This is a genomic window from Sphingomonas sp. P4_G2 (assembly GCF_056401155.1).
In genome coordinates this window covers 106,314-127,243 of sequence record NZ_JBFUJY010000002.1, presented here as the reverse complement: position 1 = coordinate 127,243, position 20,930 = coordinate 106,314, and the positions used below count along the sequence as shown (strand labels likewise).

The window sequence follows — 20,930 nt, the reverse complement described above, 5'->3', positions numbered from 1 at the left end:
TCGGCGTGACTGACGATAGGAAGGATGACGACGCCTTGCCAACCGACCATCGATCGCGACCGACCGCCGCTGTTGTCGGGCCCGGTTCGATTGGCGGCACCGTCGCTGCTTGGTTGGCGTCATCCGATGCGATCTCCGTAACCTTGTGCGTTCGCACGCCGTTCGATCGCCTGATCGTCGAGACGCCGACAACGCGTCTCGACATCGCGCCACGTCAGATTTCGCGGCCCGATGCCGCGCAACCGGTCGACTGGGTTCTCATCGCGACAAAGACCTATGACGTCGCCGGCACCGTCGCGTGGCTCGCGAAGCTCGTCGACCCGGAAACGCGCGTCGCCGTTCTGCAAAATGGGGTCGAGCATGTGCGTCGTTTTGCCGACTATGTGCCAACCGATCGGCTTCTGCCGGTGATGGTCGATATTCCGGCCGAGCGCGATGCGCCGGGTCGCATCCGGCAACGGCGGCGCGGCACGATGGAAGTACCCAAGGGCCCAGCCGGGCGTGCCTTTGCGGCATTGTTCGACCGGGCCGAGATTGATGTCTCCGAGAGCCCGGACTTTGTCACGGCGATTTGGCGAAAACTGTGCGTCAACAGCGCGGGTGCCGTATCGGTCCTGAGCAACGAACCGGGCGGCGTCGCGCGGCGCGAGCCCGCGGCCGAAATCATGCGCGCATTGATACGCGAGTGTATCTCGGTCGGCCGAGCGGAGGGCGCCGATCTCGACGACTCGCTGATGGATTCGATCGTCCAAGGCTATCGCGATGCGCCGGCGGATTCGGTCAATTCGATGCTCGCGGACCGGCGCGCGTCTCGTCCGATGGAATGGGATGCCCGCAACGGCGTGGTCGGTCGGCTGGGCAAAGCGCACGGCATCGCAACCCCGGTCAGCGATACCATCGCCGGCTTGCTGGTGACGATCGACGAAAGCGTCCGATCGAAGCGCTGACGTCGGCCAAGTGCAGCAGGCGCCGCCTCGCGGCGCGTCGCCGGCACCGCGGAGAGTCATGAGTGTCGCTTCACGGCGCCCTGGCGCGCGATCTCGACCGCGTAGATGCCCGGCTCGCCTTCCATGTTCGACCGGAAGATGAGCCATTTACCGTCGGGCGAAAAACGGGCGTTGGGTTCGAGGCGATAATCCTGTTTGGACATGTCGACCAACTTTTCGCCGTCCAGCGTGCCGGGTGCGATCAATGCCTCCGACCCCGGCGCATGGATGCCCGCGACATCGGGAATCGCTTTGGGACGGAACAGGTACAGCCATTTGCCGTCCGGCGCGTGCGCGACCATTTCGCTATCGCCGCCGTCGCCGGAGAACACATTCTGGTCGGGCGAGATATTGTAATGGACCGACCATTGGTTGCGGTCGACCTTGTACCAGCGCCGCTTGGCGGTCGCGAGGTCGTATCCAGCGAGCCAGAAGACCTCGCCGCGCGGCGTTTGCAGATCGTACCAGATGGTCTTGCCGTCGGGCGACCAGAATTCGTGTCCGGCGATCTCCATATTCATCGTGCGAACATGGATCTTGGTCAGGCCGCTACCGTCGGTCCTGATCGTCCAGATCCGATCGACCTTGTGCCAGGGCCCCTCGTGGCAAAACATCAGCAGGCCCGGATCGGTGGGCGAGAATTGAAGGTGGTTGAGCCAGTCGGTCGACGCGATCACGGTCTTGCGCTGGCCGGTGCGGATATCGATGGTGAATATCTCCATCGGAATCTTGGCTTCGAGCCGTTCGTTGAGCCGCACTTCCTTGGCCTCGGCGAAGGTCAGCGGCTTACCGTCGGGGCCGTTGGCGGCATAAGGAGCTTGATCGAACCGGGCATCGCGACCCGCCGTGCCCGGCTGAAGCGGCATCGCGCGTTGGGTCACAGCCCCGGCCAGCAAGGTTTCGTCGGCGTTGATCGTCGCGATGCCGCCAGCCGGCACATCGGCGATCTTCCGCGGTCTTCCGCTGTCGATGTCCGCTGCCCACACCTCGATCGCGCCGGTCTGGCCATCGCGGTCCGCCGCACCCGTGCCGTCGGCCGAGCGGGCCCGCGTCGAGTAATAGACTGTGCGCGTCTTGCGGCCAGTGAAGAGCAATTGCAGTCCCTTGCCGGTCACGACGCGAGTAATTTTCCACGTCTTCATCTCGACGGCAGCGATTCCCTCCGCCGTCGAGATGACCATCTTGTCCCCTTGCGGGGTGAAGCTCTGCTGGTGGAAATAGAGGCTCGACATGCCGGGGCCGGTCGATATCCGAACGACACGATGACCGGTCTTTGCGTCGATCCATTCGCGCGGCGTATCCGCAGCGGGCACCGCGGTCGACCCCGCGATGGCGGTCAAAGCGAGCAGCGCGGCAGCCATCAGCTTCATGTCTTCCATCTCTCCAAAACGGGCCGCGTTCTGCCGCGCGGCCGATTACTCACTTTTACCTTTTGGTCTCGTTCTCAAATTGTCCCCGACAGTGGCAGAATAACCGTCCGGCTCGATCAGAAACTATAGGCCGCCCCAAAAAACACGGAGCGCCCGGTCGTGCTGAAGACGCGCTGCGCCTTGCGGTCCTTGCCGCTATATTGATCGCCTTTCTGATCGGTGAGATTCAGGAAATCGCCGGTGATCTTGAACCGCTTGGTGATCGCGAGCGACATCGAGGCGTCGATGTTGGTGGTGCCGTAGCTGTAATAGCCATCTTCTACGCCGGGCTTGAACGGCATGCCGATTAGATAGGCGCTCCGGTACGCCGCCGAGACATGGGCAGAGAACCGTCCGTCATCATAAAACAGCGTCGCGTTGACGGCGTGCGGCGAAACGTTGACGAACTGATCGTGCGTTGCCGGCGCGTTGGGCGCTGTGGACAGGTAGTAGAGCACGGACGACTTCACATAGGTGTAGTTCACCGCTGCCCCGAAATGCCCGAGGAAGCCGGGCAGGAAGGTAAAGGGCTGCTGGAGATTGACCTCGACACCCTCGATATAGCCGCCCGGCGTATTGCGTGACCGCGTGACGGTATAGATCGTCGTCGCGTCTTGTCCCACAGGCAGGAGGTTGAGCGGTAGCCCGGTGTTCCCGTACGGCTCGAGCGAAGCCGTTGTCTGGATCGTGCTGCCGACATCCTTGTAGAACAAGGCGATGCCGTAAAACGCGCCCTTTTGCGGGTAATATTCCAGGCTCAAATCGTAATTCTTCGCCCGATACGGTTTGAGCAAGGGGTTGCCGATCGACGCGCTTTGCGCACCGAAATTCGTATTGATCGATCCGCCGGGATTGAGATTGCCCAGGCCAGGACGCGCCATGACCTTGGCCGCCGCGGCGCGTAAGATCAGACGGTCGGTGACGTCCAGCGACACGTTGGCCGAGGGCAGGAAGTCGTCATATCCGTTGGGCACGCTGACGCGCGTACTGCCGGTAAAGCCGGCCGACACGACATCGGTGCGAACATAACGCAGGCCCAAATTGCCCCGCAGCGAGCGACCGTCCAGTACGTCGAAGTTGAAATTGACCTGGCCGTAAAGCGCTTTGTCTTCCTCGCGCACGTCCCTGTTCTGACCAAGCGCAGCGGAACTGTTGACGGTGAAATCGCCATATTTGTTGACGCAATTGCACAACAGATCGAGCTTGCTGATGAAGGCGTTGACGTCGGGCACCACCCAACTGCTGACCGAACCCGTCGGGAGGCCCAGCCCCTGGCCAAAGCCGGTCACGCTGGTGCTGAGCGCCGAGAGGTTCGGGAAGTCAGCGGCAAATTGGGCAAAGCCGAACTTGGTCAGATCGGGCGTATTGTTGCCGCTGGCCGCGGGACGCTGATTCTGACGCGCGTTGAAATTGAATCTCTTATATTGGGCGCCGGCCTTGAACGACAAAGCGCTGTTGGCGCGATAGGTGAAGCTGGCGGCGGCGGTGAACAGATTGTTCTTCACGCGCGCATTCACCAGCCGGATATCCGGCGTCAGGCCAGTTCCGGCGTTGGTGAAGGTGACGTTCGCGGCGTTGTTGACGTCGTAGCCATAGTTGATCAGCGGGCGCCGGCTGTCATTTCGCGCGTCGTAGATATAGCCGTTCTTGTTGAAGCCGTCATAGGAAATGAAGACGTCATAAGGCTGATTGAAATCCGACCCGGCCGCACCGATTTTCGCATCGAAGGTCAGATCGTCGGACAGATCCTCCTTCAGGGTAAGGCCGAATTCGTAAGTCTTTGTACGAGTCTTGCTGACCTCCTGGATCTGTTTGATGTCGACATTGTTGAGCTTCATGTAATCGACCTGCCCGGTCGGATCGACATTGACGTCGATCAGCTGCGTATCGACGCGTCCGGCGAACAATGGAAATGCGGCGGTCGCGCCGTTGACGTTGCGGTTATTGGACGCCAGCGACAGGGCGAAATCCTTGCGATTCTGGTCGAATTGCGAATAGACGCCGTCCAGCGTGATCTGCGTTTTCTCGGACGGTTTGTATTGCAGCGCGACCGTTATGCCGAGCCGCTTTTGGTCGAGCGTGAACCGCCCCAGCCCGGGATTTCTCGGCAGGAAGACGTTCGGCTGGTTGACCTTCGAATAAGCGGCGTCGTTTGACGGGAGGCCGGAGAAACACTGATTGGCCGGCCGATTGCCCGTTCCGGAAAGCGGATTCACGTAAGGGATCGGCGTATTCACGACCTGGCTACCGGGTTGGTTGGGATCGTCGGTCGCGCGTCCGCAAAAGCCGTTGAGCGCGTCCGAATAGTCTGATTGCGACGTATCGCTATAGCCGTCTTCCTGCGCCTTCCGCGTACTGTAAGCGACCGATACCAGCGCGCCGAAATCGCCGAACGTATCGCTGATCAGTCCAGCGACGCGCGGAGCGAAGGTCTTGTTATTGTCGTAATAGGCACCCTGCCCCGACACCGCGAAACGGAAACCCTTCTTGTCGAACGGACGCGCGGTTTGAAGATCGATCGTCGCGGCCAGCGATCCTTCGTCCATCTCCGCCGATTGCGTCTTGCTGACGGTGACGCTGTTGAACAATTCCGACGCGAAAGTGGAGAAATCGAAACCGCGCGTGCGGTTGATGCCGGCGACCTGGCCCAAGGTGGATCCGGTGGTCGCGGAATAGGCCTCGATACCGTTGAGCAGGGTGCGAACGAAATCGCCGCCGAGCCCGCGAACGGTCACGTTCCGTCCCTCACCGCCGTCTCTGGTGATCGAAACGCCCGGAATGCGCTGGATCGACTCCGCCAGATTGGCGTCGGGGAAGCTGGCCATGTCGTCGGCCTTGATGACATCGACGATATTGACCGCGCTGCGCTTGCTGTCGATCGCGCTTTCGAGCGAAGCGCGGTAGCTGGTCACGACGATATCGTTGGGGGCGCTCGTGTCCTGGTCGCTCGGCGCAGCCTTTTCAGGCCCCTTGTCGGCGGCGGAACCGGCCGGCGGCGTCGCTTGCGCATAGGCAGCGCCGGAAAAACCGATCGACACCGACGCCGTGGCCAGCGCCAGAAGCGACGGCCGCAGAATCCGCGCCCGACTGCGACCAATGCTCTTCGAAATCATCCCCATTTCCCTCTCCCGATGAGGGCAGCTTCGGCGAGCCGCCTCTCTTTTCATTTCGGATGCGCCATCGACAGTTGAGCCGCCCCCTCCAGAGCGAAAACACTGCGAGGGCTCGCATCACCTCCCATGCGCCATCACGCGCAAACCGATTGTCCGACAGATTACGTCGCGCTGTAAAGACCAAATATTGCGTGCACGTTCCATATTGTGGGAAAATGAGAGATTTTCTCGTTGAAGCGTTTTCCGAGGCTCCATGATTCTATTTCGGCAAACCTGGTGTGAGGGTGGCGATTCGGTCTCAACTCTCGCGACCAGTCGGACGCACGATCCGCAAATGGACCCATTCCGATCTTAGGATTGGAGGTGTCGCGACGGGCGCCAAGAGGGCACTTGCGGTGGCTGGCTGGGGGTTGAGGCGATGACGCAGATCGAGCGGCGACAATTCTGGACGGCGATCCATCGCTATTCGGGGTTGGCGATGCTTGCCTTCCTGGCCATCGCCGCCGCCACCGGCTGTCTGCTCTGCTTCGAAAAGCCGCTCGATGCGTGGCTCAACCCCGAATTGTTCGCGCCGAGCAGCCCCGCGCTGATCCAACCGCTCGCCGCGGTCGAACGTCTCGAACGCGACCATCCAGAGCTCGTCGCGACCTATTTTCCGGTCAATGCGAAGGCGGGCCGCAACCTCATCGTTGCGGTCGAGCAAGCCCCCGGCAAGCCCGCGCTCGATTATGATCAGGTCTTCCTTGATCGCGCGACCGGAACGGTCGCTGGCACGCGCAGGACTGGCCCAGGATGGGACCGCCCGCATCTGATGCAGGGCGTCTACCAGCTCCATTTCACGCTGCTCGCAGGCGACTGGGGCCGCTGGCTGATGGGCCTGATCGCGCTGACCTGGCTGATCAGTAATCTGGTCGGCATCTATCTGACCTGGCCGCTCAAGCGCCCGTATCTGCGCAACTGGAAGAGGACCTGGACCTTCAAATGGTCGAGCCCGCTGCCGCGTCTGTTGCTCGACCTTCACCGGTCGAGCGGCTTGTGGCTGATGCTGCCGCTGGCGGTGCTTGCCTTTACCTCGGTGGCGATGAACTTCTTTGGGGAAGCGTTGATCCCGGCTGTGAAGCTTCTGTCGCCGGCCCGGCCCTCGCCGTTCGACGGCCCTGCATTGGCGGCGCCCGTCGCGCGCACGATCGATTATCGCCAAGTGCTGGCCCAAGGCGCCGCGCTTGCCCAACGCAACCATCTGAGCTGGGCACCGTCGACGCTGCAATACGAACCCGATCGCGGGCTGGTCGGGCTGCGCTTCAGTCCGGGTGGGATCGAGAATTACCGCGCGCTCGGGCCGGTGACCTATTGGTTCGACGGGCGCGATGGCCGCTTGGTGAATGAAGATAATCCGTACAGCGACAGCGCCGGGTTCAAGCTGATGCGCTCGCTCTATCCGCTTCACACTGGCGAGATGATCGGAACGGTCGGCGTCGCGCTCGACCTGGTGCTCGGTATCGTCACGCTCGGCATGTGCGTCACCGGGGTCTATCTCTGGCTCAAGCGCCGCCGTCCGCGCGTTTCCGCCCGTAAGACCCGACGCAAACGCGCCGCCGCGGCACGAGCAGCCAAGACTAGCGCCTAAAGTCCGTTAAGCTTCCAGCCGCTTGCGGTTGATCCGCCGCATCCAGCGGACCAGCGTTGGGTCGGGGTGCCGGTCGAGTATTTCGCGCAACGTCCCAATATTCTCGTCCTGCCCCAATTTGAAGCGCGGCTCGATCCGGGTGACGTCGGCGCGAAAGGCGATGATCGCCTGCTCCATCGCGCGGTAGCGTGGGCCGGCGTCCGCCGGACGCCATCCGGTCTTCTCCTCGGCATCCATTGTCTCGACCAGTTCGAGCAAGGCGGCGTCACCGCCGGCCGGCTCGAGCGTGATCCTGGCCTCGACGCGCACTTGCCCGTAATTCCAGGTCGGCGCCCAGCGTGGGTTGGTGACATGGGCGTTGGACACATAACCCTGCGGCCCGGTGAACAGGATCAGCGCCTCGGGCGATGTCTCGAACGCCGCGACCAACGGATTGCGGCGGCCCATATGACCGATCAACGTGACAACCCGCCCCTCCGCATCGGTCCGCGCGAGCAAGGGCAGCAGATGCGGCTGGCCGGCGTCGGCGCAGCGCGGCAGCACCCAGGCCAGCGGATAGTCGGCGATCAGCGCCGCGATAACTTCATTCTCGATCGCGTAGATCGAGAAGTCGACCAGCGTAAATCCAACCGCTTCGCTGGCCGGTTGCGCCGGATCGGATCCGCTCGGTTCGGTCAAATCTCAACCCCTTTGCCCGGCGCAGCCGGTATCGATGACGCTCATGCTCCGCGCCTTTGGCCGATGCGACAAGCGCCAAGTCCGACAAATTGCGGGGACCAACCGCCGCCTTGTGCCGCGCTTGGCTTCGGCTAAGCTGGACCCGTCCATATTGGATTGAATGGGAGAAGCGGGGACCAATGCTGCGCCCCTGGAAGATCACTCTCGGCGAACGGATCGACCCCGCTCGGCCGACGCCGATCTATCTCCAGATCGTCCATGCGATCATCCACGAGATCGAGCGCGGGCGCCTGCCCTCGGGCACTTTCCTGCCCAGTAGCCGCGAACTCGCCCAGCTCTTGTCGGTCAATCGCAAGACCGTGGTCCTCGCCTATGAGGATTTGATCGCGCAAGGCTGGCTGACATCGCACGGCACGCGCGGGACGATGGTCTCGAGCCTCCACGACGACGACAAGCCGGCACTGCCGGCAGCTGCCCGGCGCAACGCGGAAGCGGAGCGAGACCGTCCCGCTTATCGCTTCGAGCCGCCGCCCGAACGCGCGCTCGCCTGGTCGGCGGATCGCGGTATCAAGCTCGACGAAGGGTCGCCCGATGGCCGGCTGTTTCCCGTCGACATATTGAGCCGCGCCTATCGCACCGCGATCAAGCGCAGCGCGCGTGCCGACAGCATGTCGTATCGCGACCCGCGCGGGACGGCGCTGTTGCGCGCGACGATCGCCGACATGCTCAAGGCCGAACGCGGGCTGGCGGTGACCGCTGATCACATCTGCATCACGCGCGGCAGCCAGCACGGCATCTTCCTTGCCACCCAATTGCTGATCGCGCCCGGCGACGCCGTGTTGGTCGAGAAACTGACCTACGAACCGGCGGTGACCGCGTTCGCGGCGCGAGGTGCGCAGATCGTGCCGGTCGGGCTCGACGATCAGGGGATCGACGTCGAGGATGTCGAGAAAGCGTGCCGCAAGCACAATGTGCGGGCGATCTTCCTGACGCCGCACCACCAATTCCCGACCACTGTCGCGCTGCGCCCCGAACGACGGCTGCGCTTGCTCGAGCTCGCTCGGCAATTCGATTTCGCGCTGATCGAGGACGATTACGACCACGAATTCCATTTCGAATCGCAGCCGCTGCTGCCGATGGCGAGCTACGCCCCGGCGCGCGTCATCTATGTCGGATCGCTGTCCAAGCTGCTGCTGCCGGCATTGCGCATCGGCTATATCGCGGCACCGCCGCCGCTGATCGACGCGATCGCGCATCAGGTCTCGACGATCGACGGCATGGGCAACAGCTTCACCGAGGATGCCGTCGCCGAGCTGATCGAAAGCGGCGAACTCCGCCGCCACGCGCGCAAGGCGTCGCAAATCTATGCCGACCGTCGCACTGCCTTTGCCGAGGCATTGCGGGGCCAATTGGGCAACAAGGCCGACATTCGCGTGCCCGATGGCGGGCTGGCCTTCTGGCTGCGCTTTCCGGATACCGCCTTGCTCGACCGGATCGAACGCGCGGCTCCCGCTTTGGGTCTCCGTTTCGCCGACTCCCGCTCGTTCGCGACCAGCCCCGACGCCGAGCGCGGGCTGCGGCTCGGCTTCGCCAGTACGACCGAGGCCGAAGCGCGCGCCGCGATCGCTTTGCTTGCTCAGGCGGCGGTGTAACGCTGCTTCCCGCCGACGAAGGTGTACAGCACCTTGGCGTCCTGAACCTTGAGCGGATCGGTCGTCAGCAGGTCGCGGTCGAACACCGCGATGTCGGCGTAGAAGCCGGGCGCGAGCCGGCCGGTGCGATCCTCCATGAACCCCGACCAGGCATTGCCGCGCGTATAGGCGACCAAGGTCTGCTCGGCGGTCACCTTCTGGTCGGGCAGCCAGCCATCGGGGTTGGCGCCGTCGATCGTTCGCCGAGTGAGCGCCGCATAGAGCCCGGTCAGCGGATCGAGCGGGGCCACGGGCCAGTCCGACCCGAACGCGACATGCGCGCCGCTGTCGATCAGCGAACGGAAGGCATAAGTGCCGTTCAGTCTTTTCTCGCCAATCCTCTTCACTGCCCAGCGTCCATCGTCGATCGCGTGGAACGGTTGGACCGAAGCGACCACACCCTGTTTCGCGAACCGCCCGATGCTCGAGGGCCGCAGATGCTGGGCATGTTCGATACGGAAGCGGCGGTCCTTCGCGCCGTTGGCCCGGGCGACATCGGCGAAAATGTCGAGCATATCATCATTGGCGCGGTCACCGATCGCGTGCGCCGCGACGTGCAGCCCATGCGCGTCGGCCGCGCCGATCCACTCGCGCAGATTGGCAAGACTTGTCACGCGCACGCCGCGCTGCCCCGGCGCGTCGGTATAATCGTCGTAGAACACCGCGGTGCGTGACCCGAGCGACCCGTCGGTCAGCGCCTTGACCCCGCCCCAGCGCAGCCAGTCGTCGCCGCGGCCTTCTTCCGCGACGATCTTGGCCATCTTTTCCCAATCGACCAGCGGCACGAAGGCATAAAAACGCATGTCGAGCGCCTTGCGCGCATGGAGCCGGCGCAACGGACCCCAGGTGGTCCAGTCTATCTCGGGATTGTGGATGTGCGCCACGCCCTTGCTCAGCCCGTGACGGATACCTTGCAGGACCGCGTCATCGGCGTCGGCATCGCTCATTGGCGGGATGGCGTGATCGACCAGCTTGGTGGCATTGTCCTTCAGCACGCCGGTCGGATTGCCCTGGGCGTCGCGGACGATCACGCCACCCGGGGGGTCGGGCGTGTTGCGGTCGATACCCGCCAGTTTCAAGGCGACGCTGTTGAGCAGATAGGAATGCAGATCGGTGCGCGGTACCGAGACCGGCGTGTCGGGAGTGGCCGCGTCGATCCACTCGTGCGTGGGCAAGGCGCCGCCCAGCCTTTGTTCGTCCCATGTCCCGCCGAGGATCCATTTGCCCGGTCGCGCCCGCGCTGCCGCGCCCAGCCTGGCGGCGAAATCGGCCCGGTCGGTCGCGCTCAGCAAATCGGGCTGGGTCAACGTCACCGAGCCATGGAGGAAATGCGTATGGCCATCGGTGAAGGCCGGCATGGCGAACGCGCCGCCGAGGTCGATCACGCGCGTCCGGGCCGTCGTCCGCGCCTTCACGGCATCGGCACCGAGCACCGCGATGCGGTCGCCGATGATGCCCAAAGCGGCCACGCGCGACCGTCCGGGTATGCCGGTCCAGAACGACCCGTTGACCAGCGCGACGTCGAGCCCGCGATCGGCAGCGAGCGCGCCGACGCGCCACGCCAGCGCGGTGGTGGCGGCTGCGCCCAGGAAAGTGCGGCGATCCATCATTAGCTCCCCTGTCGTTCGCGACCGGACGATGCTGCTCCCTATCCCCACAGACACGAAACATCCAAGCTGGCGAGGGCGAGGGGTCCAAGCGTTGGACCCGTCGATATCCGCATTTTGGATGTTTCCGGTTCTCCAACTTGGACCAAGCTGCAACGGTGTAGGGGCGCCGGCGACATCGGGCGAAGCGACAGACAGTCCGAGCGAGGCGCAGCAGGAGACACTCAGCGGCCTGTCCGCGCTCGAACGAAGGGGTCCAACGTGCGTATTTCTCGCTCTCACAGAACCACGTCTGTCGCCACATTGGCGCTCAGTATCGCGCTCGCCGCGCCGGGCATGGCCCACGCGCAGTCGACGACACCGGCTCCGGCCAATGCCAATGACGACAGTTACGCCAGCAACGACAAGGACATCATCGTCACCGCGACCAAACGCGCGGAGAACCAGAGCCAGATCGCCATGCCGATCAGCGCGATCAGCGGCGACGCGCTCAACAAGATGAACGCCAACAGCCTGTCGGACTATATCAACCGGCTGCCCGGCGTCGTGTTCAACGATTATCAGCCTGGCGTGTCCGAGGTCGTGATCCGCGGCATCGCGGCGACTACCTATCACGAGCAGGGCCAGACGACCGTCGGCTATTATCTCAACGAAATCAACGCCGTGGAACCCGGCTTCCCGATCGGCATTCCCGACGTCGACACGTTCGACCTCGACCGCGTCGAGGTGTTGCGCGGACCGCAGGGCACGCTGTTCGGCTCGTCGACCTTGGGCGGCCTGGTCAATTACGTGGTCAAGACCGCCGACCCGACCAAGCTCGACGCCGCGGCCGAAGGGCTGATCGGGTCGACCGCGCATTCCGGCGGCGACCTCAATTATGCCGGCAAGATCATGTTCAACCTGCCTATCATCAAGGACAAGCTGGCGGTCCGCGTGATGGCGTTGCAACGCTACGACGCCGGCTTCATCGATAATGTCGGGCTGACGCCTGAGAAGAAGGGCAGCAACGATTTCCGTACGCGCGGCTTGCGCGGATCGATCGTGTTCACGCCGTTCGAGGGGACCAAGATCACGTATCTCGGCGCCTATCAGGACACCAAGCTCGACGATCAGACCTATATCACTTACGCCAACAGCTACAGCCGCAGCACCGGGCGGGTCGAACCGCAAACGACCAGCTTCCTGCTCAACAGCCTGCGCCTAGACCAGGATCTGGGCAACGTCGCGACGCTGACCGTGCTCGGCGCGATCGACGAGAAGAAGAACTACACGCTCTTCACCGATCCTTATGGCTACGTCACTGGCACCTTCACCGGGCCGAACGTTGCCTATGACTATGCCGACGCCAACGCGAACATCAAGACGATCGAAGGACGGGTCGCGTCGAAGGACAATGGTGGGCCGCTCAACTGGCTGATCGGCGTCAGCTATATGCGCGCGACCAAATTCTCCTACGACCAGATGTTCGCGCCGGGCGCCAATGCGTACATCACCGCCAATCCGGCCGGCTTCGCCTATCCGGCCTCGGTGCTGGCGCCCAACGACCGCATCTACGGCTATCTGTCGGACACGCTGAACACCGATTTCGGCGTCTTCGGCGAAGCGACGTGGAAGCCGCTCAAGGGCTTCGAGATTACTGTCGGGGGACGCTATTACAGCACCCGGGCCGAGGGAGACGTGACCAACAAGGCCGGCTTCGTCAGCGGCAGCCCGGTCGATCTATCGGGGCATACCGACCAGAAGGACCATGGCTTCACGCCCAAGGCCTCGCTGGCGTTCCGCCCCAATTCGCATTTCCTGGCGTACATGACCTATTCGCGCGGCTATCGCGTCGGCGGGATCAATCCCAATGCCGGCCTGCTGCCGACCATTCCCACCGCTTATGCCAGCGACAAGGTCGACAATTACGAAGCGGGCATCAAGACCACCTTGTGGAGCCGGCTGACGATCGACGCCTCGATCTACAATATCGACTGGCACGGCATCCAGGCGCGCCTGTTCGGTCCGGCGCCGCAATATTATTCCTACGTCACCAATGCCGGCAGCGCCAATATCGTCGGTGTCGAGTTTGCCGGATCGTTCCGCGTCACGCATGCGCTGACGCTGAGCACCAACGTCACCTATTCGGAGGCCGAGCTCACCACCTTCCTGCCCGATACGTTCGCGGTCGGCGGCGGCTATGTCTCGGGATCGACGCTGCCGGGGTCATCGAAATGGTCGGTCGCCAACACGATCAGCTATGATCGCGACGACTTGCCGGGCAAACCCTCGTTCGAGATCGCGCATCGTTACCTGTCGAAGGCGCCGGTCGCGTTCGGATCGACCAATACGCGCGGCGATTTCAACATCTTCGATGCGCGCGCCTCGTTCACCCTGGCGAGCCATTTCCGGCTGACCGGCTTCGTCAACAATCTGTTCAACGAATACGGCATCCTCAACGCGCCATTCACGTCGCAATTCGCCCCGGCTTATTCGATCGTGCGGCCGCGCACCTATGGACTCCGTATCGACTGGAAGCTGTAACGGTGCGGATCATGATCCGCCGCCTCGTCGCCGCCTTGCTGATCGCCCTGTGCCCCGTGCCGATGGTATGGGGGGCGGACGATCCGACCCCGCTGCCCGCCGCGTCGGGCGGGCCGATCACGCCCGACGATATCATGAAGCTGCGCGACATGCGCGACGTCGCATTGTCGCCCGATGGTCGCACGGTGCTGTTCACCGTGCAGGCGCAAATGTCGACCTTCGCTTCGCCGCACCAGACGATCTGGGCAGTGCCGAGCGACGGTAGCGCCGCGGCCCGGCCGTTCATCGTCAGCGCGGGTATCGACAGCGCGCCGCATTGGTCGCCCGACGGCAAGTGGATCGCGTTCCTGTCCAACCGTCCCAACCCGCTCGCGACGGACAAGGGAACCAGTTTCGCCTTCTCGACGACGACCGCCGCCGGTCCCAATCCGCCGGTCGCCGGCACGCCGCCGGCAGGCGCGGCCGAGCCGGGTGTCGCTTCTACCCAATTGTGGCTGATGCCGGTGAGCGGCGGCGAGGCGATCCCGCTGACCGCGATGCCAGGTGACGTCAACGACATTGCCTGGTCGCCCGACGGCAAGCGGATCGCCTTCCTGAGCGTCGACCCGCAGTCGCCTCAGGAGAAACAGGCGATCGCCGGCGGCGCGAACTGGACCGAGATCGACCGCGACCGCCATTTCAGCCGGCTGTGGGTCCTCGACCTCGCCAGCCACGCCGCGCGCCGTGCCTCACCCGAGGGTGTCAATGTCAGCGCGATGGACTGGTCGCCCGACGGCAAGCGCATGGCGTTGCGCGTCGCCGACACGACCCGGATCAACGATTATTTCTATCATTCGCGACTGGTCCTGTTCGACCCTGCGAACGGCACGATCGGCAAGACCCTGTTGGAGAACGCCGCCGAGGGGCCGTTCTGGTCGGCCGACGGCAAGTCGATCCTGGGCGAAGTGATCCGCTTGCCGGGCTTTATCGGGCTGGGCCTGCGGATCTGCGACCTCGACACGGGCGCGGTCCGCCCGCTCGCTGACGATCATCCCGGCCTGTTCACCAATATCCGCTGGTCGGCCGACGGCAGATCGGTGCTGGCGCTATCGTTCGAGAAGACGCGCTCGGCCATCGTGCGGATCGACCGGCAAAACGGGACGGTGACGCCGCTCGCGGCACTCGACGGCGAATCCAGCGACTTCGACGTCAGCCGCGACGGCCGGCAGATGGTCGCGGCACTCTCCAGCCCCGACCGTCCCGCCGACGTCTGGGCGATCGCCGGCGGCAAGGCGCGCGCGATCACCCGGATCAACAGCCAGGTGGCCGACTGGAAGCTCGGCAAGGTCAGCGAAATCAGCTGGCGCAACAGCAAGGACGGCAAGACGATCTACGGCGTGCTCGTCACGCCACCCAATTATGTGCCCGGCACGCCGACCAAGATGGTGGTCGAGATCCATGGCGGTCCCGAATGGGCGTGGTGGTCGGGCTGGCTCGGCAGCTGGCACGAATGGGCGCAGATGCTCGCGACGCACGGTTATGTCGTGTTCCTCCCCAATCCGCGCGGATCGGATGGCCAGGGCACCGATTTTGCCCGCGCGGTCGGCAACGACTGGGGCGGGATGGACTATCAGGACGTGATGGACGGGGTCGACGCGCTGATCGCGCAGAAAGTCGCCGATCCCAACCGGCTGGGCATCGGCGGCTGGAGCTATGGCGGGTTCATGTCGGCCTGGGCGGTGACGCATGGCGACCGCTTCAAGGCGGCCGTGGTCGGCGCTGGGCCCACCGACCTGGTGCCGTTCGCAAGGATCACCGACACGCCCGACTTTCCGCTCGGCTATTTTGGCGACCTGACCAAGCACATAGCCGACTACGACCGCAGTTCGTCAGCGCGAATGCTCGAGAATGTGCGGACGCCTGTGCTCGTGCTGCACGGTGAAAATGACACGCGAGTCCCGGTAACGCTGGGTCTCGAATTCTATCGCGGGCTGAGGATGCTGGGGAAAGAGTCGCAGATGGTGAAATATCCAAGCGAGCCGCACTGGTTCCACGATCCAGCGCACCAGCGCGATGTCCAGCACCGCGTGCTCGCTTGGTTCGACAACCATCTTTGATCGCTCAAAGCGACCTTTGTTCCGTGCCCGCTATGATCGGCCATGACGTCCAATGCAGGCGGGACGCTGCTCACCCGCCCTCGGGCCGCGGCGCGCCGGTCTCGCTCTAAGGGCCGTGCGCTTTCTTTTGGAGCGCCGCCAAGGAAGCGCGATAGCGTGCCTGTATCTACCCGCGACGGGCCCGGTTCGGATTTACGAGATCCCTGCCCCACCAGCGCGCAAGGCGTCCGCATTCGCGTGAACGGAGACCTAGCCTAGCGCGAGCTCATGCTCGTGTGGCGCCGCGCCCGCTACGACCTTCGCATCCTCAGACCATGCATGAATATGCCATGCTTAGCATACCGATACCGGCTTCACCGATCTCACTGGTGGCGCAGGGTCTTCTCGAATCCCTCATTCGCTTTCGTCATCTTGGCCAGTTTCCTGAGATGCGTGCGAACATGCCGTTCGAATCGCGCATCGTCATAGATACTCGTCGCCTGGTATTCGTCTTGGCCGATAAGCTCCTTGAGGCGGGTGGCGAACGCAGCCTGGTCATTTGTGCAAGCGGCGCCCTTTAACGCGCGGCAAGTCCATTCCTCGGCAGCGGCCTTATCATAGTCGTCCCGCGCCTCATAGCCGCGTCTGTCCGCTACCGCCTGGTCGAGCCGCGAGGCCTCGAAACGACGCTCAAGCCATTTGCGGACCAGTTCTCCGTCCCACGGTTTCGACAGATTGGTCATCGCTCTTTCCCAGTCATTCGCGGCAAAGGGCCGGCGTTATGCACTTGCCAATGTGATGCTGCCGTTCGCATCGCTATAGGCTGAACGAGATCAAGGCAGTTAGATCAACATATGGCCCGCAAGCGTTCGAAACACGACCCCTATGATCACCTCCCGCAAGGAGACGAGGCTCCAGCAGCGCCGGTGCTCTGCTGGCTCTGTGGTCGGCCGACCGGCAAGACGATCGTCTGGCATCATCCCGTGCCCAAGAGCCGTGGCGGCCGCGATGTTGTGCCGATGCATTCGATCTGCCAGCAGACGCTGGTCGCCAATTTCACCAATTCCGAACTACAGCGCCATGGGATGGAGGTGACGGGCCTGCTCGACAATCCGAATGTGCGCAAATTCGTGGATTGGGTGGCGAACAAGGATCCGGACTTCACCGCGACAATTGCGAAGAAGCAACGCTGATGGATGAACGAATGGCTGGTAATATTTGATTTTGTTCGGGAAAAAATACCATTCCGGACGTTGCCAGGATGACATCCGAACAAGGGAGCGCTTAGGTCCCTTGGTAGCGGAGGAGGGAATCGGCCCCGACAGTCCGCTCAAGCGCTTCCGCGCCTGAGCGCCCCGGCGCGGATTGTCGACGCCACCGGTTTCATGCTACTTGGCAGCAGCCTCGCGAAAGCGGAATGTACGATGAGGGTTTGCCCCGGGCAGCGTGCACTGAGAAGCGCCGGTTGATGTGCTCGCGGGGGACTTCGGTCCCCCGGTCTGCATCCAGCCCTCGATCACCGGCTCAAGCGCTTCCGCGCCTGACGCTTGCGATGTTGGAAATCGCGCGGCGTTATCGCGCGGATGGACGACTCGCCCCGCCTACGCCTCGCCATGCTGGCCGCCGATCGCGGCGCGTCGCTGGCTGGGCTGTCGCGGATGATCGGGCGCAATGCCGCCTATCTGCAGCAATATGTCGAGCGCGGGTCGCCGCGGCGATTGGGGGAGGATGACCGGCTGGCGCTGGCGCAGCACTTCCTGGTCGACGAGCGCGAGCTCGGCGCGCGCGATCCGTGGTCGCCGCGGTGACGCGCGAGGAAGCCGCCGCGATCCTGGCGCCGCTGCGCGGGATATGCCGCCGCAAGCGGCTGACGTTCGACTGGCGCACGAGGCGCGAAGGCAAAGGGTGGCGCGCTGATATCCGCGCTGGGCACGACCCCGCGCATGGCGCGCGGCCATGGTGGAGCGGCAGCGGGGCGACCGAGACGCAAGCGCTCGAGCGCGCCGCCGCCGGCGCCGCCTATTATTGGGACGAACAGGCGCAGGCCGGCATCGCGCGGACGCTGCTCGACCTGGTGTACGGCTAGCGCTTCTCCGCTTTCGCCTTCGCCTCGGCCAGCTTGACCTGGGCGATCTCATACGCCGCGACCGCCGCGTCACCGCGCGCCGAGCAATTGGCATAGGCGATCGCCGCCGCCGCATCCTTGGTCGCCAGGTCGCCGAGCGAGCCGGTGACATCGGGCAGGCCGGGACACGGCGCGACGACATTGGCAGGCAGGTTCGGCAGATCGGGGAAGCCGATCGACGGCCGGTCGTCACCCGAGCCGCAGCGGAACGCCATCAGCGGGAGCGCGAGGATCGCGATGGTCAGGCGCTTCATGGCATCTTCCCCGGTTGCGGCGCGCGAGTCATCGCGCGGCCGGCGTTGATCTGATCGAGGACATCGGGCGTCAGGCCGCAATTCGGGTCGGCATAGCGCGGCGCCGCGGCGATCGCCTTGGGCAGTTCGACCGAGATCCGCGAGCCCGCCGCGTCGATCGCCGCCAGCCTCCCGCCGAACGCGTCGAACCGGTCCTGCAGCGCCTTGCCCAGCGTCACCTGAAAATCGGCGAGCGCAGCCGAACGGGTCGCCTTTTCGGCGTTCCACTTCGCCTGCACCTCATCGCGGCCGGCCTGCCGCTGCGCTGCATCGTGCGCGTTGACCGCCAGCACCAGCCCGGCGACCGCGGCGATCAAGGCGATCAGCACGCCAAGCCCGACGGCGATCTTGCGCCCCGTCGACAGCGCCATAAACCAGGCGATCATGATGCAGCCTTCTTTCCGAACGGCTTGACGATGAAGCCGTTCTGTTGGTGATTCCGCCGGCCGACGATGAACAGCGTCCACGGCTCGACGCCGGGCACGAACTCGAACGCGTGGATATATTTGCGCGACCGGATGACGATCGAACCAGGCCGCAGCACCCGACTGCGCCACGGCGTATGCTCGACCAGCGTGCCCCGCAGCACGATCGTGATCGACCATCGCGGGTGATCGTGCATTTCCTCGTTATGCGTCGCCACCCATTGATGCAGCAGGACGTTGAACGGCCGCCACCAAGGCGGACGATCGTAATGCTCGCCGCGTGGGCCGATCCATTCGTCGGGCCAGAAGGGCTGGTAACGATGCAGGATCAACCCGCCGTCTTCATGGCGCACCACGTTGAGCGGGCGGCTTTCGCGAGCCTGTGCTCGAGCGATGAAGCGGTCGACAAGGCGCCGCAACAACCAGGCAATCATGCCGTCGTCTCCGTCGTTGAGCTGGCTGGTGGCGTGGCGACCGTCGTCTCCGTCGTTGAGCTGGCTGGTGGCGTGGCGACCGTCGTGGTCGTCGTGACGACCGCGGGAGTCGGCGCGCTGTCGTCGCCGCCCGTCGCGTCCAGCGAGAAGCCGAGCCCCGAAGCCTTCACCGATCGCCGGTTGATCGCGAGCCCGAGCGACATCAGGATGATGCCGATGATGGCGAGCAATCCGTAAGCGATGTTCGCCAACGGATCCGCGACGTGCCAGTTCTGGAAAATGCGGATGATCCACCCGAGCAGCGCGGTTAGGACCATCGCGCCGCCGATCGACGCGGCCAGCGCGACGAATGCGCGCAAGTCGCGAGGCGGCCAGCCGGGGAGCGTCACGCGAACAACCGCCAGATGGCAAGCCCGCCGACAATCAGCGCCACCACGACCATCGCGCCGCCCTGTTTTCCCTTGTGGCGGCCCTCGCCGGGCGAATCGGACATGCCGCCGGCGAACATCGTCAGCAGGCCAAGCCCGATCGCTAGCACCGCGATGATCAGCACCAGGCCCCAGCCCAGCGTCGACAGCGCGATCACAGCGCCGTCGCCACGTCGAACGACGGGCATGCCTTGTTCACGTTCGGCCAGTCGCGATGTCCGCGCACGACGATGCCCGGGTATCTCGCGCGGTAATCGGCGACGATCCGGCGCAGCGTCGCCTTCTGCGCCGCGGTGCGCGTGTCCTTGGGATGCGCGTTCTGCGCGTCCATCCCGCCGACATAGCACACGCCGATATTGCCGGTGTTGGCGCCGCCGACATGCGCGCCGCGCGCGGTGTCGGGCAAGGTGACGTGATCGACCCCGTCGAGCGTCACCACATGGTGATAGCTGATCTGCCCGAACTTGGCCTTGTCCCATTCGCCGATCGTCTCGGCAGACACGTCGCGGCCCTCGGGCGTCGCGGCGCAATGGATCGTCAGATAGCGGATCGGCAACATGCCCATCGTCATTCTCCCTTTGGGTTAGCGATCGTCGGTCCCGGGCACCTCGCCGAGCGCGGCGATCGCCTGGGTCATGTCGAGCGGCAGCTGCGGCTCGAGCTTGAAGGTGGTCGCCAGGATCTGTTCGGCCTGGCGCAGCGAGATGTTGTTCGGGTCGAGCACGCGCAGCCCGGCCGCGACCAGCTCGAACGCGACGCGCAGCGCGGCGTTTTCCTTGGCGCGGACTATGTCGCGCCGCTCGAGGTCGTCGATCCGGCGCATCGCCTCGGTCAGGTCAGCCGCGACGCGCTTGCGATAGGACGACCAGCTTTCGGCGAGCTCGTCTTCCTCGCGCGCCAGCCGCTCGGCGCGCGCCACCGCCCGCCGGTCGGTCCAGGTCAGCAGCCAGCGCAGTCCGTGGCCGATCGCCACCAGCATCGCCAGCGCCCCACTGGCGAGCGCGGCCAAATCCCAGCCGGATGGTGCCGCCGGATCGCTCATCGCCGCGCGCTTCGCATCGATCATTCCCCCTTTTCGGACGGCCGGGCGATAGGCGCGGCTCGATTATCGCCTGCGTCCCGACCGGACCCATGCGAGAAAGGCGGCCCATGCGGACCGCCTTCATCTGTTTCAGTCTATTGCTCGGCCTTGGCGCCGTGGCCGGGACGGTCGAGGCGCTTCACGCTGCGCAGGTTTCGTTCGACCGGGCACTTGCCCAAGGCGAAGGACGATGACGGATTGTAACCAGATTGGCGGAAATATCCCGCGCACATCCGACATAATGCTGGTATCCAACGTTATATGAAGCGCTGGCAGGAACTCAAATTCTACATTGGCCTGTTTGGGTCTATCCTGCTGTTCTTCCTCGCCCTAAAGCTACTCGTATGGCCAAACGAATAGCTGGGGTTCACGACATGGCGACCAATACCTGATAGTCGCCGCCTGGTGATCCTGAGTAGTTAACCGTCCCCGATT

21 protein-coding genes are annotated in these 20,930 nt (G+C 64.1%); 9 read left to right on the top strand and 12 right to left on the bottom strand.

Translation table 11 applies throughout. The features are described 5' to 3' along the window. Window positions 1-5: 5 nt before the first annotated feature. Entirely contained in the window at window positions 6-947 is a 942-nt protein-coding gene (locus AC1DRD_RS06090) for a 2-dehydropantoate 2-reductase (protein WP_478040724.1), read from the top strand. Window positions 948-1,003: 56 nt separating this feature from the next. Here AC1DRD_RS06090 and AC1DRD_RS06085 read toward each other — a convergent pair whose 3' ends face one another. Continuing rightward, window positions 1,004-2,356, bottom strand: a complete 1,353-nt coding sequence (locus AC1DRD_RS06085; RefSeq protein WP_478031776.1) for an oligogalacturonate lyase family protein — start codon at window positions 2,354-2,356, stop codon at window positions 1,004-1,006. Between the two features lie 116 nt (window positions 2,357-2,472). Beyond that, window positions 2,473-5,514 carry a TonB-dependent receptor gene (locus AC1DRD_RS06080; protein ID WP_478040723.1) on the bottom strand — a complete coding sequence of 1,014 codons (3,042 nt, stop codon included), beginning with the start codon at window positions 5,512-5,514 and terminating at the stop codon, window positions 2,473-2,475. Between the two features lie 412 nt (window positions 5,515-5,926). Here AC1DRD_RS06080 and AC1DRD_RS06075 point away from each other — a divergent pair, with 412 nt between their 5' ends. After that, on the top strand, window positions 5,927-7,135 hold the full coding sequence (locus AC1DRD_RS06075) for a PepSY-associated TM helix domain-containing protein (protein WP_478031773.1): 1,209 nt from the start codon (window positions 5,927-5,929) through the stop codon (window positions 7,133-7,135). Window positions 7,136-7,141: 6 nt separating this feature from the next. On the opposite strand, the gene AC1DRD_RS06070 is transcribed toward AC1DRD_RS06075, so the two are convergent. Next, window positions 7,142-7,813 carry an FMN-binding negative transcriptional regulator gene (locus tag AC1DRD_RS06070; RefSeq protein WP_478031772.1) on the bottom strand — a complete coding sequence of 224 codons (672 nt, stop codon included), beginning with the start codon at window positions 7,811-7,813 and terminating at the stop codon, window positions 7,142-7,144. A 179-nt stretch (window positions 7,814-7,992) separates the two neighbouring features. Here AC1DRD_RS06070 and pdxR point away from each other — a divergent pair, with 179 nt between their 5' ends. Next, window positions 7,993-9,465 carry a MocR-like pyridoxine biosynthesis transcription factor PdxR gene (gene pdxR, locus AC1DRD_RS06065; protein ID WP_478031770.1) on the top strand — a complete coding sequence of 491 codons (1,473 nt, stop codon included), beginning with the start codon at window positions 7,993-7,995 and terminating at the stop codon, window positions 9,463-9,465. Here the strand turns inward: pdxR and AC1DRD_RS06060 are convergent. Then, window positions 9,450-11,111 (bottom strand): amidohydrolase, encoded by a 1,662-nt coding sequence (locus tag AC1DRD_RS06060; RefSeq protein WP_478040722.1) that lies wholly within the window; start codon window positions 11,109-11,111, stop codon window positions 9,450-9,452. The two genes, pdxR and AC1DRD_RS06060, sit on opposite strands and share 16 nt — an antisense overlap. A gap of 261 nt (window positions 11,112-11,372) precedes the next feature. Here AC1DRD_RS06060 and AC1DRD_RS06055 point away from each other — a divergent pair, with 261 nt between their 5' ends. Beyond that, window positions 11,373-13,634 (top strand): TonB-dependent receptor, encoded by a 2,262-nt coding sequence (locus AC1DRD_RS06055; protein WP_478040721.1) that lies wholly within the window; start codon window positions 11,373-11,375, stop codon window positions 13,632-13,634. Window positions 13,635-13,645: 11 nt separating this feature from the next. Beyond that, entirely contained in the window at window positions 13,646-15,730 is a 2,085-nt protein-coding gene (locus AC1DRD_RS06050; protein ID WP_478040720.1) for a S9 family peptidase, read from the top strand. Window positions 15,731-16,092: 362 nt separating this feature from the next. Here the strand turns inward: AC1DRD_RS06050 and AC1DRD_RS06045 are convergent, their stop codons facing one another. After that, window positions 16,093-16,452: a hypothetical protein gene (locus tag AC1DRD_RS06045; RefSeq protein WP_478040719.1), complete on the bottom strand. Its 360-nt coding sequence runs from the start codon at window positions 16,450-16,452 to the stop codon at window positions 16,093-16,095. Window positions 16,453-16,563: 111 nt separating this feature from the next. Here AC1DRD_RS06045 and AC1DRD_RS06040 point away from each other — a divergent pair, with 111 nt between their 5' ends. The 3 genes from AC1DRD_RS06040 to AC1DRD_RS06030 all read left to right on the top strand — a co-directional run bounded on the left by AC1DRD_RS06040 (window position 16,564) and on the right by AC1DRD_RS06030 (window position 17,795). After that, on the top strand, window positions 16,564-16,902 hold the full coding sequence (locus tag AC1DRD_RS06040) for a hypothetical protein (protein WP_478040718.1): 339 nt from the start codon (window positions 16,564-16,566) through the stop codon (window positions 16,900-16,902). Between the two features lie 390 nt (window positions 16,903-17,292). Then, the gene (locus tag AC1DRD_RS06035) at window positions 17,293-17,517 is read left to right on the top strand and encodes a hypothetical protein (protein WP_478040717.1); all 225 of its coding nucleotides are present in this window, start codon (window positions 17,293-17,295) and stop codon (window positions 17,515-17,517) included. Beyond that, window positions 17,502-17,795: a hypothetical protein gene (locus tag AC1DRD_RS06030; RefSeq protein ID WP_478040716.1), complete on the top strand. Its 294-nt coding sequence runs from the start codon at window positions 17,502-17,504 to the stop codon at window positions 17,793-17,795. The genes AC1DRD_RS06035 and AC1DRD_RS06030 overlap by 16 nt, the downstream gene beginning before the upstream one ends. Here the strand turns inward: AC1DRD_RS06030 and AC1DRD_RS06025 are convergent. From AC1DRD_RS06025 to AC1DRD_RS05995, 7 genes are read right to left on the bottom strand one after another with little or no spacing between them, the layout of a single operon-like run. Beyond that, window positions 17,792-18,088: a hypothetical protein gene (locus AC1DRD_RS06025; protein WP_478040715.1), complete on the bottom strand. Its 297-nt coding sequence runs from the start codon at window positions 18,086-18,088 to the stop codon at window positions 17,792-17,794. The genes AC1DRD_RS06030 and AC1DRD_RS06025 overlap by 4 nt on opposite strands. After that, complete coding sequence (locus tag AC1DRD_RS06020; protein ID WP_478040714.1) at window positions 18,085-18,513, bottom strand: hypothetical protein; 429 nt, start codon at window positions 18,511-18,513, stop codon at window positions 18,085-18,087. The genes AC1DRD_RS06025 and AC1DRD_RS06020 overlap by 4 nt, the downstream gene beginning before the upstream one ends. Next, window positions 18,510-18,986, bottom strand: coding sequence for a hypothetical protein (locus AC1DRD_RS06015; protein ID WP_478040713.1), 477 nt, complete (start codon window positions 18,984-18,986; stop codon window positions 18,510-18,512). Before AC1DRD_RS06015 ends, AC1DRD_RS06020 begins: the two co-directional genes overlap by 4 nt. Then, the gene (locus AC1DRD_RS06010; RefSeq protein ID WP_478040712.1) at window positions 18,983-19,375 is read right to left on the bottom strand and encodes a hypothetical protein; all 393 of its coding nucleotides are present in this window, start codon (window positions 19,373-19,375) and stop codon (window positions 18,983-18,985) included. The genes AC1DRD_RS06015 and AC1DRD_RS06010 overlap by 4 nt, the downstream gene beginning before the upstream one ends. Continuing rightward, entirely contained in the window at window positions 19,372-19,602 is a 231-nt protein-coding gene (locus AC1DRD_RS06005) for a hypothetical protein (protein ID WP_478040711.1), read from the bottom strand. The genes AC1DRD_RS06010 and AC1DRD_RS06005 overlap by 4 nt, the downstream gene beginning before the upstream one ends. Continuing rightward, window positions 19,569-19,979 (bottom strand): N-acetylmuramoyl-L-alanine amidase, encoded by a 411-nt coding sequence (locus AC1DRD_RS06000; RefSeq protein ID WP_478040710.1) that lies wholly within the window; start codon window positions 19,977-19,979, stop codon window positions 19,569-19,571. The genes AC1DRD_RS06005 and AC1DRD_RS06000 overlap by 34 nt, the downstream gene beginning before the upstream one ends. A gap of 18 nt (window positions 19,980-19,997) precedes the next feature. Further along, entirely contained in the window at window positions 19,998-20,480 is a 483-nt protein-coding gene (locus tag AC1DRD_RS05995) for a hypothetical protein (RefSeq protein WP_478040709.1), read from the bottom strand. A gap of 83 nt (window positions 20,481-20,563) precedes the next feature. On the opposite strand from AC1DRD_RS05995, the gene AC1DRD_RS05990 reads away from it, so the two are divergent. Continuing rightward, window positions 20,564-20,689 (top strand): hypothetical protein, encoded by a 126-nt coding sequence (locus AC1DRD_RS05990; RefSeq protein ID WP_478040708.1) that lies wholly within the window; start codon window positions 20,564-20,566, stop codon window positions 20,687-20,689. Window positions 20,690-20,930 lie beyond the last annotated feature (241 nt).